This window comes from Paenibacillus polysaccharolyticus (genome assembly GCF_023714295.1).
GTDB classification, from domain to species: Bacteria; Bacillota; Bacilli; order Paenibacillales; family Paenibacillaceae; genus Paenibacillus; species Paenibacillus polysaccharolyticus_A.
Genome location: NZ_JAMAUN010000004.1, coordinates 260,502 through 277,026 on the forward strand (window position 1 = coordinate 260,502; position 16,525 = coordinate 277,026).

Here is a 16,525-nt window from a genome sequence, read left to right on the forward strand (position 1 = left end):
TTCACCACGTTGCTCGCAGCTTGGCAACATGGTTATGTAGGCCGCCGAAGAGATGTCATCACTCCGGCAACCACAGAATTACACCGGTAGAGCCTGTTGAACAACGATCCGGGTTCCTTCTGCTTTGATCACGATAATTGGCGTATCTACAGGAATAAATCCACCATCTGTGACCACATCAATTCGCTCACCATCAATCATCGCTGTTCCTGATGGACGAAGTGGTGTAAGGCTGATTCCCTGCATTCCGATCAATTCCTTACGCTCCGTAGCAGAGGAATATCCTTGATCGGCAGATAAACGGTCACTTAGTATAAACCGGTTCCATATGCCTCTGTCTTTGAACACAACAGCGATAATCGCTACAACGACAAGTGCGGCTCCAAAAGCAATCCCAAGAGAGATAAACGCATCACTTGTGTCGTACGCTGCACGAACAACACCCGCCACCAGTGCGATTGAACCGAGAATACCGAGAATCCCCATGCTGGGAATAAACATCTCCAGAATCATCATAATCAGCCCGACCGTAAATAATACCCATGTTTCTGCTCCGGCAAACCCCGCAATATAATTGCCAGAGAAATAAAGAACAAAACATACAATCCCTACAATTCCTGGAACTCCAAATCCAGGCACAATCAGTTCAATGATGACCCCGGCAATACCAAGGAACAGCAGTATGGTCATCACAATTGGATTGGTCAAAAAGGTAGATATATTCTCTGCGGCAGTGCGTTCCAATTTGAACACATCTCCTTGACTATATCCAAGCCATGCTGCTGCTTCCTCAGGTGTGTTGCTGATATGGTCTGCATAACCCACTTTCAGCGCTTCCTCAGCGGAGAGAGCAATAATTTCACCTTTTTGTTTGGTTTTATTGATCTCAGGCATCTCTACCACCATATTGACGTCAGTCATGCCAGCTGCGATCTCGCCATCACGGCCACTCTTCTCTGCAGCTCCTTGCATTTTGCTCTTCCAGAATGCAACCAGCTTGGGATCGTCAACATGTTTGCCTGTACTGTCTACCATGGCCGCAGCGCCAATCATGCTGCCTGGTGACATTACGATCTTATCCGCATTCAGCGCAAGAAAACTTCCTGCGGATGCAGCATCACCCCGGACAAACGCCAACGTTTCAATAGGAGCATCTTTAATCATTGTACCCAGCGCTTCTGCTGTATCCACACGGCCTCCCGGCGTGTTGATATCAAGAACGATCAAGCCTGCATTCATTTTTTCTGCTTCTTTGAACCCGCGCTCCATGAATTTGCCTAATCCCTGCTCGATTGGTTTATCCACCGGAATTACGTATACGGCGCCGCTTTTCTCAGCTGCATGTGCTGACGGTATCCCAATCCAGACAGGAAGTAAAAGCGTCAGCAGCATCAAGAGCATCATTGACCCCGTAAGCTTCTTCCGGCGCTTTCCCCTCACATTAGTCCCCCCTTTTCCAATAATGTTATACTGTCCAGCTTATGGTATTTATTACGTACAATGCAACATTACGTTTCAAAAACTTAAAATTATATTTGAATACTCCGGAAAATGCAAGATATATATCCAAAATCATGTTTTATAACCAATATTTTTTAATTTTCCACAGGCATTCAAATGACAATTTAGCAAGATAATCCAGATAAGTAATCTCTGTTAAATCTTAGACGACTACCATGTGCCCGACTTATTCGCGGACATCGCTCTCAAAAGAGCTATTCCGCGGTTTCAGATATAGATAAATAGGTAATGGAATAGCATAAATATGAAAAAACACCCCCTGACACGTCAGGAGGTGTTTATTGAATTTGCTTTATTGCAGAAATTGTTGAACTGCTTGATTAACCAGTTTGCCGTCCGCTTTGCCTTTGACTTTCGGCATAAGGGCCGCCATCACTTTCCCCATCTCGGCTTTCGAAGAAGCACCGGTTTCCTGGATGGTCTGCTGTACAATAACTTTAATTTCTTCTTCGGTAAGCTGTGCAGGAAGATACTGGATAAGTATTTCAATTTCCGCTTCGGCATTTGCCGCGAGTTCTTCGCGACCTGCTTTGCCAAATTCTTGGAGGGCATCTTTGCGCTGTTTGATTTCACGACTCAGGATATCAAGCACTTCGTTGTCATCCAAATCTCTTTTCAAATCTATTTCAAGATTCTTGATCGTCGAACGAATCAACCGAATGGTGGAGAGTCTGAACTTGTCCTTACTCTTCATCGCTTGCTTCATATCTTCGTTCAATCGTTCGCTAAGATTCATGTAGTTAAAATCCTCCTAAAACTTTCTCTTACGAGCAGCCTCGGACTTTTTCTTGCGCTTTACGCTTGGCTTCTCATAATGCTTACGTTTCTTCACCTCAGCCAAGACGCCATCTTTAGCGATGGAACGTTTAAAACGGCGAAGTGCAGCATCAATAGTCTCGTTTTTGCGAACTTTAGTTTCAGACACCAGTTTTCCCTCCCTCCGACCAGACCGTCCAAGAGCAATAACACGGTTCATCATCTTTCATTATAGGCGAAAGGCAATAAAAGTGTCAACCTTAACGTGATCCCTTAATATTAGCTGAGCTACAGCAATTTATCAAGTGCAAAAACAATATTGCAACCTGAGTGCATCATATCGTGATCTTATTGGTGTGAATCAGACAAACTTGTGAGCGCCCCAAGTCTGGTTCCGCCCAGCAAATGGTAGTGCAAATGGTGCACTGTCTGCTCGCCATCTTGGCCACAATTGTTAATCAGGCGGTATCCCGATTGTTGCACGCCGAGCCGATTGGCAGCCTCCTGTGCAGCCATATGGATTTCTCCGATCAAGGGCAGATCCTCTGCGGTTACATCATTCATGGAAGCGATATGTTTCTTCGGAACAATCAACACATGGGTCGGTGCCGCAGGATGAATATCGTGAAATACGACTACATGATCGTTTTCCAGTACTTTGTTGGAGGGAATGGTGCCCTCTACAATTTTGCAAAATAAGCAATCCATCGTACAATCCCTCCTTCCTATGAGTTCGAATTATGTATACTCCTATATCATACTAAAAGTAAAATCGTACGTCCAATGCCTGGCAGATAACTTCTTTCCTCTCTGTAATCATCTGTAAAAGAAAAAGCCACACCTGAAGGCAGGGGTATCCCATTGCCGAGGTATGACCGTGATTGTATTATGATTTCTTTGATACGGATTAAAAAGGAATTTAAACCATTTTAATAGTACGGCAGTAAGGTTAACGCCGTCAGGGCAAATAAAGGCAGAACCAGCCTGTTGAAGCGTCTGCGGCCATATCCATAATAAGGGTAAGGAGCAGGGTACCCGTATCCAGGATAAAATCCACGAGCAGGTGTCGCCGGATACTGAACCATCGGCATCATATTTGGAGCTCCGTTTGCATGGCCTGCCATGACTTCATTGCCAACCGGAACAGCCAAATAAATCATCTCATCATCCACGTTCTCTACAATACCATCATAATGTGAACCATCATTCATCTGAATACATACATAACGATGGATATGATCCTTACACAGTTTCTTTGCCGTACTTTTATCCATGCCTAATCGCCTCCCAGTTCAGCTCTTCTTCACCCTTCATCCTATTCAACTCTGGGCGGATTGACACTGTGTTAAAGACGATTTGAAAAAGAATGAAAAAGAAGCCCCTCGTGAGCGGCCTTCCGAAGAAGTCCGGCTACGCGGACATCTATACAGGAAGCTTCCTGAACAGATGTCCGTCGGGGGGCTTAAAACAAGTTTGTCGGCTTAGCTGTAGTATAACAGCAGGTTGAACCTGTATCTGTGATGAAACTCACTTGTTATCGTGAGATATCAAAAAAAGAATTATTTTTACAAATGAATTATTTATTAACTTCCTGGACTCATAAGTTTTCCATTACAACCCTGGAGCCTGTCCCCGCATCACCAGCCGGAATCACGACCAGTTTGCGTTGCAAACGCGCACGCAGTTCAGGAACGTGACTGATGATGCCCACAGCCAATCGATCGTCATGCAATTTTTCCAGTGAAGTAATGACCGTATCCAGCAGTTCCGGGTCCAATGTGCCGAACCCTTCATCCAGGAAGAAAAATTGTAGCGGATACTGCCCACGCAACTGAATCTGGGCGGATAGTGCCAGCGCCAGCGACAACGAGGTCAGGAACGTTTCTCCACCAGACAAGGTTGATACCGGACGTTTCACACCACCGTTGGCATCGTCACAGATCACAAAGCCGCCGCCCGAATCCACTTCAAGGGAATACCTCTGCTTGGTAAGGAAGCGCAGACGCTGGGAAGCCGCATGACTTACCTGCATCAACTGCTCTTCGGCAATGTACTCCACAAATGTATTCCCCCGGAACGCGGTCTGCAACTTGCTAAGCAACTCGCCCTGGTGACTGATCTCCAGCCGTTTCGTCTCCAGCTCCGTCCAGCGAACATGACGTTGCTGTACATCCTCCAGATCCCTTTCGGCACGTGCTTTCACTTGCAAGGCCGTTTCATCCTCATATCTGGCCTGTTTCAAACGTTCTGTGCAAGCGATCCACTGTTCCTCGGTCACAACCGCACCATCCAGTTTCCGCTCCAGTTCACGTAACTGAGAAGCAAGTTCACGTTCTCGTTCACGATGATGCTGAATTTCTTTCTGTAGCCGTTCTGCTTCCTCGGCAGCCAGCGCCGCCTGAGTGACAGCGATATCTGTCTCGAACGCGGATTGCTCCAAGAGCAGCCGCCAGCGCTCCTGTGCCAGTTCCAGATGTTCTGCAGCTGATGCGGCGGCCTGCCCAGCCATTACGTCACGTTTCACCGATTCCTGCTTTTGTGCATCCGCTTGTTTGAATCGCTGTGCAGCTAGCTCAGCAGTCTTGCGCAGTCCATCCAGGCGAGCCTGTGTCTCGCGGATCAGATCTTCTACCCGTTGCTCTCCTACCCACTGGCGCAAACGCTCTTCTTTCTCGGCCAGTTGTTTGCTGCCGCCTTGCCATTCGGTCTGCCACTGGATCAGCTGCTTGTCGAGTTCCACCAGCTTCTGCTGCAATGACTGGACAAGCTGCTCTTTCTCCTCAAGGAACGTCACGCTTTTGGCTAGACGTTCCTTGATGTCTTCGGCGCGTGCATCGCGCTCCTGCATCGCTTGATAGAGGCCTGCGGCCTCCTCCTGTGCGATGTCAGGCAGTTCCGCGGCCCAGCGGCCCTGCAATGCAGCCGCCGCGGCTTCGCTCTCGGCCAGCTTGCGCTCTGCCTGGGCGAGCCCGGCACGGCCGGCCTCTTGCGCAGCTGCCGCTTCCATGCGGCGCTGCTGCGCGCCTGAAGCCGCCTGCTGCAACGCGGCGGCTTCGCTCTGCAGCGGCGCTGCTGCGGCAGCCAGCGCCTGCGCGGCCTCGCGCAGCCCAGCGGCACGCGCTGCCCAGCCCGCCGGAGATCGCCCATCCTCGGGCGATCCGGCAGGCTCGGGCTCCGCTGCCGCAGGCGCGGCCTCGGCTGCGGCCGTGGCATCGCCGGCCGCGGCGCCAAGCTGCGTCAGCAGGCTGCGACGTTCGTGCAGCTGCTGGCGCAGCCCAAAGCGCAGCTCCTGCAGCTCCGCATGCAGGCTGCGTAGCAGTTCCAGGTCCGCATCGTCTGCGTGCGGACCTTCTCCCGGCGGCGCAGCCGGGAGAGGGTGGTGTGCGGATCCGCACACCGGGCATGGCTCGCCGTCCCGCAATTCGGCGCGCAAGGCAGCGGACAGCCGGTGCATCTCCTGCTCACGCATCGAACGGCGTAGTTGCTCCTCCGCACGGCCCAGCAAGCGCTGTTCACTGTTAATATCCTGCTCACAGGCAAGCAAGGCCTCAAGACCTGCTGACGCCTGTTCCACCAATTGCTGGCGCTGTTCGGTCAGGCGTCCCTCTTCCGCAGCCGCCGCCTCCAGTTTGGCAGCCCCTTGTTCTGCAGACTTTTGATAGGTCTGCATGTCCGCGTTATGCTGTTTCACCTGCTCGAATGCTGTATCGATCCGATGTTTCAGCTCAAGTGCTGTTTGTAGCCGTCTGCGCTCATCAGACTTCACTTCATTCGGTTTGAGACTCTCCTGCAATTCCTCACGCCGTTTGCGTCCACGCATTTGCAGTTCCTGCTCTTTATCCAGCTGTTGTCTCAGCGTTGCCTGTTCGGCCTGCCCTTTCTCCATTAACTGTGCAAGCCGTGAACAATCCGCCTGCAAAACATCACGTTCCCGTTGCAGCTCTTTGGCCTGTTCCAATTGATCCAGACGCAGGAGCAGTTTGGGTTCTTCTGCTCCAAGCTGTTGCCTTGCCTCTTCTGCCTTTTCAGCTTCCTGCACAGCCAAACGTTCATGCTCCGCTGCCTGTTTTCCAGCAGTTTCTGCCTCCAACTGTCGCTGCTTGTGGGCTTCTGACGCGTCCCGAGCTGACTGAAGCGCAGGTAGCATCTTCTCCGCTGCTCCCGACCGTTTCAAACGCTCCTCATCGGCTTCAATCTGTTCCGCCTTGGCATGGAGTTGTTGCTGTTCTTGCAATCGCACTTGTTGTTCCTTACTCAGCTCACGAATCCAGCCGAATTGTTCTGCTTCCTTCACGGCTGAATCCAGCTCTTTCCGTGAGGATTCGGCGTGCTGAACCGCTGCCTTAAGCAAATGTTTTGTTTCTTCAAGCATTTCTTTACTGGCATTGCCAAGTCCCTGCTGCTCCGCAGCAAGGGATTGATGAGCCATATCATTATCCTTGACCCGCCGACTTAATTTAATCGCGAGTTGATCTCCATACTTCTCTAGATGAAAGAGCCGCTGAAGCATCTGCCTCCGCTCACTGCCTTTCAGGGAAAGGAACTCGGCAAATTTGCCTTGCGGTAATACTACGGCTCTCGTAAAATCATCCATTTTCAGACCAATGACGTCTTCAACGCACCGATTGACTTCTGCCAGCTTATCAGCAAGCACTTGATCTTCCCCATCAATCGTTTCAATAAACTTGCTGACCGTATTACTAACGGACACTTCATTGTTACGCTTAAAACGCCGCTCGACCCGAAATCTACGAGTTCCCGCTGCCGAAGCAAGCTCAAATGTAAAAGCAACCGATAGAGAATCTTCAGCATGGTTCATAATGCCCTGTGTACCATTGACTGCCCGTTCCACTTTGCCATACATGGCAAGGGTGATCGCATCAAGCAACGAAGATTTTCCGCTGCCCGTAGGCCCGAAAATACCAAACAAACCTGTTTCGGTCAGTACCGTAAAATCAATCTCCTGCATCTCACGATAACTTTGCAGCCCGGCGACTTTCAATAAAATCGGTCTCATCGGCCTTCGACCTCCTCACGCACGCCCGGCTCATCTTCATCCACTAGCTCCAGGAACAACTGTACTAGGCTATCTTCCGGTAGAGCTCCACCCGTTTGACGCTGATAAAACTTGCGAAAAAGCTCATGCACGGGCAGTTCTGAACGCTGTTCCATGAATCCCGCGGCCTCCATCTCCGGATATACCGGACGAATATGGATAATGCCTTCATGCGCTTTACGCAACTGCTGGATTTCTTTTAGCGACATCGCATCCTCCAACCAGACCTCCATATCAATGTATGCCTGTGAGTCACGTCCCTCGTCCAGCCAACGGTACACTTCGGCCAAACCACCTCTCGCCTTCCAACGAACGAGTGGATTGCCTGAGGTCAGCAACACTTCTTCCACTTGTGCAGCTCCACCTGGCGTAAGGTCCACCATCGTAACGGATTTGCTCTGCCCTGCTTCCGAGAAGCTATATGCCAGGGGAGAACCACTATATCGGATCAAGCCGTCTCCTTTGACGGCTTGCGCACGATGGAGATGTCCCAGTGCCGTGTATTGAGCCCCCGTAGACAGGGAAGAAGGATCTACAGTGTACGCTCCCCCCACCTGAATAGGCCGTTCAGAATCGCTCTCTACTCCGCCTAATACATAAATATGACTCATAGCGAGATTCACTGTATCGGGACGAAAGGAAGAAGCCAAACGTTGCATTAACATCCCTACTCTGCGGCTGTATGCTTGACGTAGTACGTTTTCGTCACCATCTGTGGTTAACAGCTCATTTAATCTCGCTTCCGAAGGATAGGGCAAAGCCGCAATATGTGCTGTCTCCCCGGTTCGACGGGTATGAATAGTCACAACCTCTGACACCGGTGTACCTACTAACGTAATTCCCTGTCTGTTCACAAGCGGAGTTACCGAGGCTACACGTTCGGGTTGATCGTGGTTGCCTGCAATGACAACAAGTGGCCTGCCATTTTCAGTCAAACGTGCTGCCGCCTCATAAAACAGCTGTTCCGCCGACGCAGGCGGATTTACCGAATCGTACACATCTCCAGCCATCAAAATGGCATCAGCCTGCTGATCGTCGGCTAGTTTGACGAGTTCATCGACGAAATCCTCCTGTTCACGAAGCCGGCTTCGTCCCTCCAGTGTTTTCCCCAGATGCCAGTCTCCCGTATGCAAGATACGCATCGTCCGTTCCACCTCTTTCCACTACATCTTCTATCATTCCATCTCTCGCCCGTCGCTCATTGAACAAGAGGCATTCAAAACGCAAAAACTCTCTAAACCTTTTATAATTTAACCGCATGACCGCCATCGAAAAAATAAAGCCACATGTGGTCGACTTGGCGACCCAATATATCTTCAATTGCCCGTTTATACAGCCGTAGCTGGAAACGATAGTTTTCAACCAGAGGTTCCACTCCTCCGCGATGTTCAAGCACTCGATCCGTCTTGTAATCTAGCAGAACAAGTTCACCATCAACCTCATAGAGACAGTCAATAATCCCCCTGACGAGCACCGTTTCATCCTGCAGCACAGCCTGTACTCTATCGTTTTCACTGTGTATCTCCTGCTCCTCGTTTGGCCGTAACCCACGAATCCATTCCTCAGGAGATTGATCTGCCGGGAGACCATACGTGAACGGGATTTCCCTTCGAATCCACGCCGCACGCAACATCTCCATTCCTGGTTGTGTATCAAAAAAAGCAATCAGTTCACTTCGTTCAATCGCCTCTGCTTGATAAGGAAGCAATATTTGAATCGCCAGCAGGCGCGAAATCGTCTCATCCACAATCGCTTCATCCACAACAGATCCATCTACAGGGAGATGCTGCATGAGCGTGTGGTACACCGTTCCCCGTTCTGTTCCTGTCAGTTGCCGCTCTCCCATGAATTTGGGACGACGCAAGTGTAATTTGAACGAAGCTTGTGTCGCTGGACTCGTCTTACTATCATTGCTTCCATTCCACTTACTATCACTGCCTCCAGTCCAAGCTTGCTCCTGCAACTCTTCCATAACGGGGTATGAAGTATCCTCCTGCGTCGATAACAGACTCTTGATTTCGGTTACCGAAGTGCTCGCCGCCACTTGTGAAGCTGATTCATATGGATAGGTCCAGGAAAGCCGCTTATCTATCTCACGCACAAGTGCATTTTGAACATTAACTTCCAGAACCTCTTCACTGTTCGCTTTTAATTCTGTCCGTTCATCCGTCTTCTGATCTGCCGTTACCGATTCAATCTCTGAAACCGGATTGGCTTGTATGCTCCCGGTGTTATCGATCACTTCTGTCGATGGGTTTAATCTGACGGGTTTCGCCGCATGCAGAGCAGCCAATCGTTCTCTCCGCAATCCAGTTAATTCATCTTCTTCACGCTCCACAAGGTCGGCGTGTTGCTGGAGAGATACCCGATCCGCAGCAACCACGGATATGCTCCAGCGTGATTCATCACTCGCAAGGCAAGCCGCATAAGAATCACGATCACCTGCAAGCTCACGCAACACCGCGGCGTCCCGGTGTCTGATCAGCGCTGGCCCGATCCAATCCAGATAATTCCGTCCCGCAGCAAGCAGATAATCGGGTAGCGCAAGCTCTGGACTGTCTTTAACCTGTGACCAGGTTTGGGCCTTTTTGGCAGCGTCCTTCACGGTGCCTACCAGTACCATCTTTTCTTTTGGACGGGTTAAAGCCACATACAGCACTCGCATTTCTTCCGCCAGCAGTTCAAACTGAGCACGGCGACGAATAGCCAGATTGGCTAATGTAGGATAAGCCACCCTGTTGTCACGATCCACAAACCTCGGCCCAAAGCCAAGTTCCTTGTGCATCAGAAACGGTGCATGCAGATCTTGTTGATTAAACATTTTGGAGATACCGCCAACAAACACAATCGGAAACTCCAACCCTTTGCTTCGATGGATCGTCATAATTCGGACCGCATTATCCTGTTCCCCTGAACCGCTGGCTACGGTGCCCAGGTCTCCGCCATTTTCCCGCAGTCTTGAGACATATGTCAGGAACCGGAACAGCCCGCGGTTTGCAGTTGCTTCCTCATACTGACGCGCCCGATCATACAGAGCCTTCAGATTACTTTGGCGCTGCTGACCACCAGGAAGTCCGCCAACCCAATCCAAATATCCGGTTTCCCGATAAATACGCCAGATTAGCTCACTTAAACTGCCTTGTCTTGCCTCGAGTCTCCACTGTTCCAACTGACGCATGAAATGAATGAGTTTCTGTTGCAACTGCGAGTGCGCGAGTTCTTTTCCTTCTTTTCCATCCGTAAAGCCTGCCTCTTGTTCACTCGCTTCCGTGTGCAGATCAACTCCCGAATCAACATTCATCTCCGCAGTAACGGCTGATTGGCGCTGAGCCTGTTCGATTTCTGACCAGCCTTCTGGCCACTGCATCTGAACCAAATCGTCCACATTCGAACCCTGTCCAGGCTGAGAACGTTGACCAGTCATATCGGAGGCACTTCTCCACTCTCCTGTAGCAGAGACAACGGCATCATAGAAGGACTGTCTTTTATCCCCCAGACGAATCTGAGCAAGCTCTTCTTCATCTAACCCAACCATGGGAGAACGAAGTACGGAGGCCAGAGGAATATCCTGTCTTGGATTGTCCACAAGCTGCAACAGAGATAACATCACTTCCACTTCCGTAGCTTGAAAATATCCCTTGCTCTGCTCTCCACCTGCAGGGATACCCTGCTGTCTGAATTCCTCAATCATCAGCGGTGCCCACATCAGCGTGGAACGCAACAAAATAACAATGTCTCCATAACGTGCCGGACGCATCGTTTGCAAAGCCTTGTCATACACACTCAGCGCAGGCTTGTCTGTCTCTCCGACCATCTCTCGAATACGCCCTGCGATGGCGCGCGCTTCCAATTGAGCCGTTTCGAGTTCGGCACTCTCCAGTTCTGCAACTGCGGTTGCATCCACACCGTCTTCCGTACCTTCCGATACATCGATTCCGCTGCCTTGGCGATCAATTAACACAAGCTCAGGTGTGTAGGCCTCACTTCCAAGTGTATCTGTTGGAAAGGAAGCCCCGTAAGCCAGCTGAGCCCGTTCATCATAAGCGATCTCAGCGACCCCTTCATTCATCAACTGTCTGAATATGACGTTGACGGAATGCACCACCTCAGCACGACTACGGAAATTGCGGGCAAGGTCGATTCGTTTCCCCGTTCCCGTTGCTATCCCTGTTCTTGTACCATTCTCTCCGTTGTTCTCCGTATCCACATGAATACTTGGAGTATAGTTACGATACTTGTTCATGAACAGGCCGGGTTCAGCCAAGCGAAAACGGTAAATGCTCTGCTTAACATCACCGACCATAAATCGGTTACCTGGATTCTCTCTGGAGATCAGCCTAACGATATCCTCTTGAACCGTGTTGGTATCCTGGTATTCATCCAGCAGTACTTCATCAAAACGTGCACGATATTCCATCGCCGCATCTGACGGCATTGAATGTTCAGGGGTCGAATCCTCATGGCGCAAAATGTGCAGACAATAGTGCTCCAGATCGTTAAAATCAACTTGTCCGCGTTCCTGCTTCGCCTGAAGATACCGTTCGCCAAAAGTGCTAACTAGACGAGAAAGCTCCTGCATCAGCGGCGCAGCCTGTTCCAGCTCCTGCCAGAAGGAGAATGCACTCCTTCCAAAAAGTGAACCTTTCAGATCAGCGACTGCCTTTTTGGCCGTTTCCCGCAATTCCTTCACCTGTTCCTGTAGCTCAGGATCGGTCTGATCTTTTTTACAAGGCTTCAATTTGCCGAATGCAGCTGGCTGGAACACCTCAGGCAACCTATCCCAAGGCATGATCTCAACAGCGGATAAAAGCTCTTCAACCATCGCCAAATCCTCTTTGAGTGTCTCCGCATAAGGTGCAGGACCCTCCGGTTGCAACGAAATCTGAACCCCTTGCCGCAACAAACCCGCCGCCCCGCTCAAAGCGAGAGCCGCATCCCGTAAAATGCTCTGCACCCATGCAGATTGCCCCAGTGCCTCTACACTTTCCACCTGAAAAGCTTCAGCCATCTCCATCAGCCAGTGATCTGGCCAGGAATGGCTTCGCGAGAAATCGTATAAACGCTGTACTAGCCGGTGCATTGCATCATCATTTCGCTCTCCACTGAACCAGTCCACCAGTTCGCGAAACGTACTGCCCTCGTCTTCTTCGCCATACTTCTCTTCAAACAACTCCTCCAGCAATTCCTGACGAAGCATCTCAGCCTCATTTTCATTCAGAATTCGAAAAGCCGGATTTAGCGGAATCTGCTGATAATACCTTCGAATGACTTCCATACAGAAGGAGTGTAGCGTTGTAATGGATGCTCGTCCAAGCAACGACAACTGCCTGCGCAAATGCTCCTCCTCCGGTTGCTCCTCAAGCGCACGCTCCAGCGCTTCCCGAATACGCTGTTTCATCTCGGCCGCCGCCGCCTTCGTGAACGTGGCTACCAGCAAGCGGTCCACGCTGAATCCTTGGGAAGGGTCTGCGATTTTGCGAATAATCCGCTCCACCAGAACAGCCGTTTTTCCCGATCCTGCAGCCGCGGCGACCAGAATATCTTCTCCATGTTCAGCAATGGCGCTCCACTGATCATCACTCCAGAAGCTGCCTTCCGGTTTAGGCATATGCATCATAACGTTTCCCCTTCCTTGCTGTGAGACAACATATCCCAAACTTGCTGTTTGCCCGGTTTGGACAGCAGTTTATAGTCGTTCCCCTCAATATTTTCATCAAACTGACAAAGTGATTTATAAGAACAGAACGTACAGGCGATCTCCTGCTGTATCCGATACGGTTCAATGGCTGTATCTCCATCTGTAATGCGAGTGCCAATCTCGCGAATATTACCGCGAACAGCAGCAAGCAGCGTATCCCATTGTTCTGGCGTCGCAACAGCAGCACTGCTGTAAAAGCTACCATCTGCTTTTAATGCCACTGGGATAATCGCGGAATGTCCTTTATCAAGAGTATTATCCATTTGAGCAACGGCATCACGGTCAGCGAGTAGCAGACCTTTCATTTTAAAACGTTTCAGAAGTTCCTGTCCTGCCTGTTCCGATGTCATACCGTTTGCAGATTGCAGTAGCGGATTATGCACGTGGAAATAGAGGGTGCCTCCTGGCATCGCCGTTTCCCCTAACCATTCCTCAGCAGCGCTGAGCAGCACCTCCAGATAGGTGAGCATTTGCAGCGATAGCCCGTAGTAGACTTCATGAAGCTTTAGATCTGTCTGACTGGATTTATAGTCAATTACTCTTAACAACAGACCGTTCTCTCCTTCAGCGACATCCACGCGGTCGATCCGGCCGACAATCTCCAGTACACACCCATTCTCCAGTTCAAAACGCAACGGCGGCAAAGGTTTCCCTGGACCAAAATCCAGCTCCAATCCAATCGGTTCAAAACTACCGCGTCTGGACTGTTCACCCAAAATAACGGATGCCCGGCTGACGATATCTTTTAATTTACGGAAGATATACCCATAACGCTTTGTGCTAAGCAAAATTTCCCCTTGGAGTTGCGGAGCGATCTGCTCCACCGTCTGCTCGGCTTCCTGGCGACATTGTTCGGGTGTCAGACTGCCCCAGCTACGATTTTCCTCACGCAGCCGCATCGCCAGTTGACTCAGTGCAGCATGGAATAGTTGCCCGATATCCGGAGCTTGAAGGCGATATAACTGCCGTTCCTTCAGCTTCAGCCCATGTGATGCAAAGTGAGAGAATGGACAGGCTACAAACCGTTCCATCCGTGAAACACTCGTTCTTACCTCCGTACCGTACAGCCTGCGGCTGGTCGAAGTATCCAGTCGCCGCGCACGGTTACGATAAAAGACAGAACCCAGCAACCGCTCCAGCTGAAGACGACTCGCTTCCCGGTTCACATGCCAATTGTAGACGGCCCACCATATTTCAGGAATGTCCTCTCCTCTACGCCATCTGCGCAATTGTCCAATCAGCATGGAGAGGCTTTGTTCTGGATGAATCGCGTAAGAGAGGTGCACGGATTCCAGATCCGAGACGGGCGGCTGAGCAAGCAAAGGCTGCTCTTGCAATCCAAACATTTTGCGAACATGGCGCACAATCTCGGAAGGGAGTAGTGACTTCCCCTCATCATCTGCGACCGGATAACTCAGCCATAACTGCTCGCTAGCTGCTGTCAGAGCGGTATAGATCAGAAAACGTTCATCCAGCATAAGTCTGGTTGCACTAGGGCCAAGGCTCATTCCTCGCTCGGTCAGCATCAATCTTTCCTGCTCAGTCAATACACCGTTGTCCTGAGGGATCGCTGGCAGTTCTCCATCAACCGCTCCAAGAATAAATACATATTTCATATCACGTAAACGTGTGCGATCCATGGAACCAAACAGCACCTGGTCTAGGGCGGGGGGAACAAGCCCCAGCTTGAGTTCAGTCAGTCCCGTCTCCATCATGCCCGCAAACAAAGTAATGTCCAGGCGTTCATTACCCATCATATCGACCATCTGATCCAGTAGATCCAGTACAGCCCCCCACATTTGTCGATGCTCTCTGGAACGCTCCGGGTCACCGTGTGTCTTGGCCTCTGCAGACATCTGATCCAGCTTATGTGCAATGTCTGCATCCTCTAACAGTCCGAATAACGCCTCGCACTGAGCGGCAACCGTTTTGGCTTTTTTCATTCGTTTCTCAAAGGTACCGAGTGCCGATGTAATCAAGGTTCTGCAGTTTTCCATCAACGATAACACTGCATCGCGTCCTCGGTTGCTTCCTTCCTGACCTTGATCCTCCAAAGACAGACTCGGCACATACTTCCACGCCTTACCATCCGTCCAACGATATCCATGAATACCGCAAGCAAGCACATAGTTCTCCAGCTGATCCATATCCTCACGCGTAATTGAACCATCCAGCGGAAGCAGCAGATCCGTTTTGACACAGCGAAAAACATCTTCGTACCTCCAGTTGCGCCGAACGATATCCAGTGCGGAACGAATGAATTCAGCCAACGGATGATGCAACTCACTTCGTCTTCGGTCCAGAAAGACCGGAACATCATAATCCCTGAATAACGGCTCCGCAATATCAGCATAGCTCTCCAATCCACGAACAAGTACCGCCATGTCTCGATATCTCGCTCCATCCTCCTGAGCCAGACGACGCATTTCACGCAGTGCACCTTCCAGCTCTGCCCGGCGATTCTCCGCAGCCATCAGGCGTATACCTGAATCCTCACCCTGACTTCTCCAGCGAATACGCCGATCAAAACCGGCCTCCAGATGGGCAAGTCCTGGCCGCTCCTTGAATCTCGGCAAGATTTCATCATGGAGAACAGTTGTATCGGCAGACACACCCAAATGTTCAGCCATTCCTTTAAGACGCACATATGCACTTGCCGTTGGATAAAATAATTCAAGTTCCCCAGGGAGCACACCTTGTTCGTACGTGCGATCAAGCGTCAGGGAAATCGTTACAGACGATGCTTGTAACATGAGTTGTCCAATGACACTCATCTCCTGCGGGGTGAATCCATGGAATCCGTCAATCCAGACCTCGGCTCCCTGCAACCATGTACTTTCTGGCAAACGACTTGTCAGTTCATTCAGTGTATCTTCATCATCTATATATAAATCCGCCAATTCCTTCTCATAATCATGGTAGATCAGATTCAAATCATGGAGCTTATCCTCCAAAATAGGTGAAGCCGATGCGATGCTCCACGTTGCAAGCCCTTCTTCGAGTGCCGAAGCATGAACTTCATAACGTTTAAACTCACTATATAAATTAGTCAATTCCCCGATAAAGCCAAGCTGGCTTCCCGAAGCAGCAAACAGTCTCAGTTCTTCTTTCCTACGCTGAATGACTTTATATAAAAGCATCTTTTTGCCCTCGGCTCCGATCGGAACACGAGCAGAACCGCCAGCCTCCTGCATGACGCGATAAGCCAGACGACGAAATCCAAGAACTTCGGCACGCATCGTACCTTTGATATCTCCCGAAGATACCAACGCCTGCTCTGTCCGGAACGAGCTTTGTTCGGGAACGAGTAAAATCAACGGTTTTCCTTGGGGCTCCTGTCTAAGCAGAGATGTAATTTCTCGGGTAATCAGTGTGCTCTTACCACTGCCTGCCCGGCCAATAACAAAGCGTACGGACATGTGTCATCCTCCAAACTGCACGTACAAGATTTTAATTTCCAGTATACCATACCTTCTCCGATTCGGAACATACGT

9 protein-coding genes are annotated in these 16,525 nt (G+C 50.3%); all 9 read right to left on the reverse strand.

Annotation, left to right across the window (positions count from 1 at the left end; genetic code table 11):
* Positions 1 to 78: 78 nt before the first annotated feature.
* The 9 genes from M3629_RS13860 to addB all read right to left on the reverse strand — a co-directional run bounded on the left by M3629_RS13860 (position 79) and on the right by addB (position 16,450).
* The gene (locus M3629_RS13860) at positions 79 to 1,404 is read right to left on the reverse strand and encodes an NfeD family protein (RefSeq protein ID WP_251507454.1); all 1,326 of its coding nucleotides are present in this window, start codon (positions 1,402 to 1,404) and stop codon (positions 79 to 81) included.
* A gap of 409 nt (positions 1,405 to 1,813) precedes the next feature.
* Positions 1,814 to 2,257 carry a GatB/YqeY domain-containing protein gene (locus M3629_RS13865; RefSeq protein ID WP_090914751.1) on the reverse strand — a complete coding sequence of 148 codons (444 nt, stop codon included), beginning with the start codon at positions 2,255 to 2,257 and terminating at the stop codon, positions 1,814 to 1,816.
* Positions 2,258 to 2,272: 15 nt separating this feature from the next.
* Positions 2,273 to 2,446, reverse strand: coding sequence for a 30S ribosomal protein S21 (gene rpsU / locus M3629_RS13870; RefSeq protein ID WP_005547957.1), 174 nt, complete (start codon positions 2,444 to 2,446; stop codon positions 2,273 to 2,275).
* Positions 2,447 to 2,625: 179 nt separating this feature from the next.
* Positions 2,626 to 2,985 carry a histidine triad nucleotide-binding protein gene (locus M3629_RS13875; protein ID WP_145332134.1) on the reverse strand — a complete coding sequence of 120 codons (360 nt, stop codon included), beginning with the start codon at positions 2,983 to 2,985 and terminating at the stop codon, positions 2,626 to 2,628.
* A gap of 221 nt (positions 2,986 to 3,206) precedes the next feature.
* Positions 3,207 to 3,551, reverse strand: coding sequence for a hypothetical protein (locus M3629_RS13880; RefSeq protein ID WP_154888029.1), 345 nt, complete (start codon positions 3,549 to 3,551; stop codon positions 3,207 to 3,209).
* Between the two features lie 323 nt (positions 3,552 to 3,874).
* A complete protein-coding gene (locus M3629_RS13885; RefSeq protein ID WP_251507230.1) occupies positions 3,875 to 7,294 on the reverse strand; it encodes an SbcC/MukB-like Walker B domain-containing protein in 3,420 nt (1,139 codons plus the stop codon).
* Entirely contained in the window at positions 7,291 to 8,475 is a 1,185-nt protein-coding gene (locus M3629_RS13890; RefSeq protein ID WP_251507232.1) for an exonuclease SbcCD subunit D, read from the reverse strand. The genes M3629_RS13885 and M3629_RS13890 overlap by 4 nt, the downstream gene beginning before the upstream one ends.
* Before the next feature lie 101 nt (positions 8,476 to 8,576).
* Positions 8,577 to 12,950, reverse strand: coding sequence for a helicase-exonuclease AddAB subunit AddA (addA, locus tag M3629_RS13895; RefSeq protein WP_251507235.1), 4,374 nt, complete (start codon positions 12,948 to 12,950; stop codon positions 8,577 to 8,579).
* Entirely contained in the window at positions 12,947 to 16,450 is a 3,504-nt protein-coding gene (gene addB, locus M3629_RS13900; RefSeq protein ID WP_251507238.1) for a helicase-exonuclease AddAB subunit AddB, read from the reverse strand. The genes addA and addB overlap by 4 nt, the downstream gene beginning before the upstream one ends.
* Positions 16,451 to 16,525 lie beyond the last annotated feature (75 nt).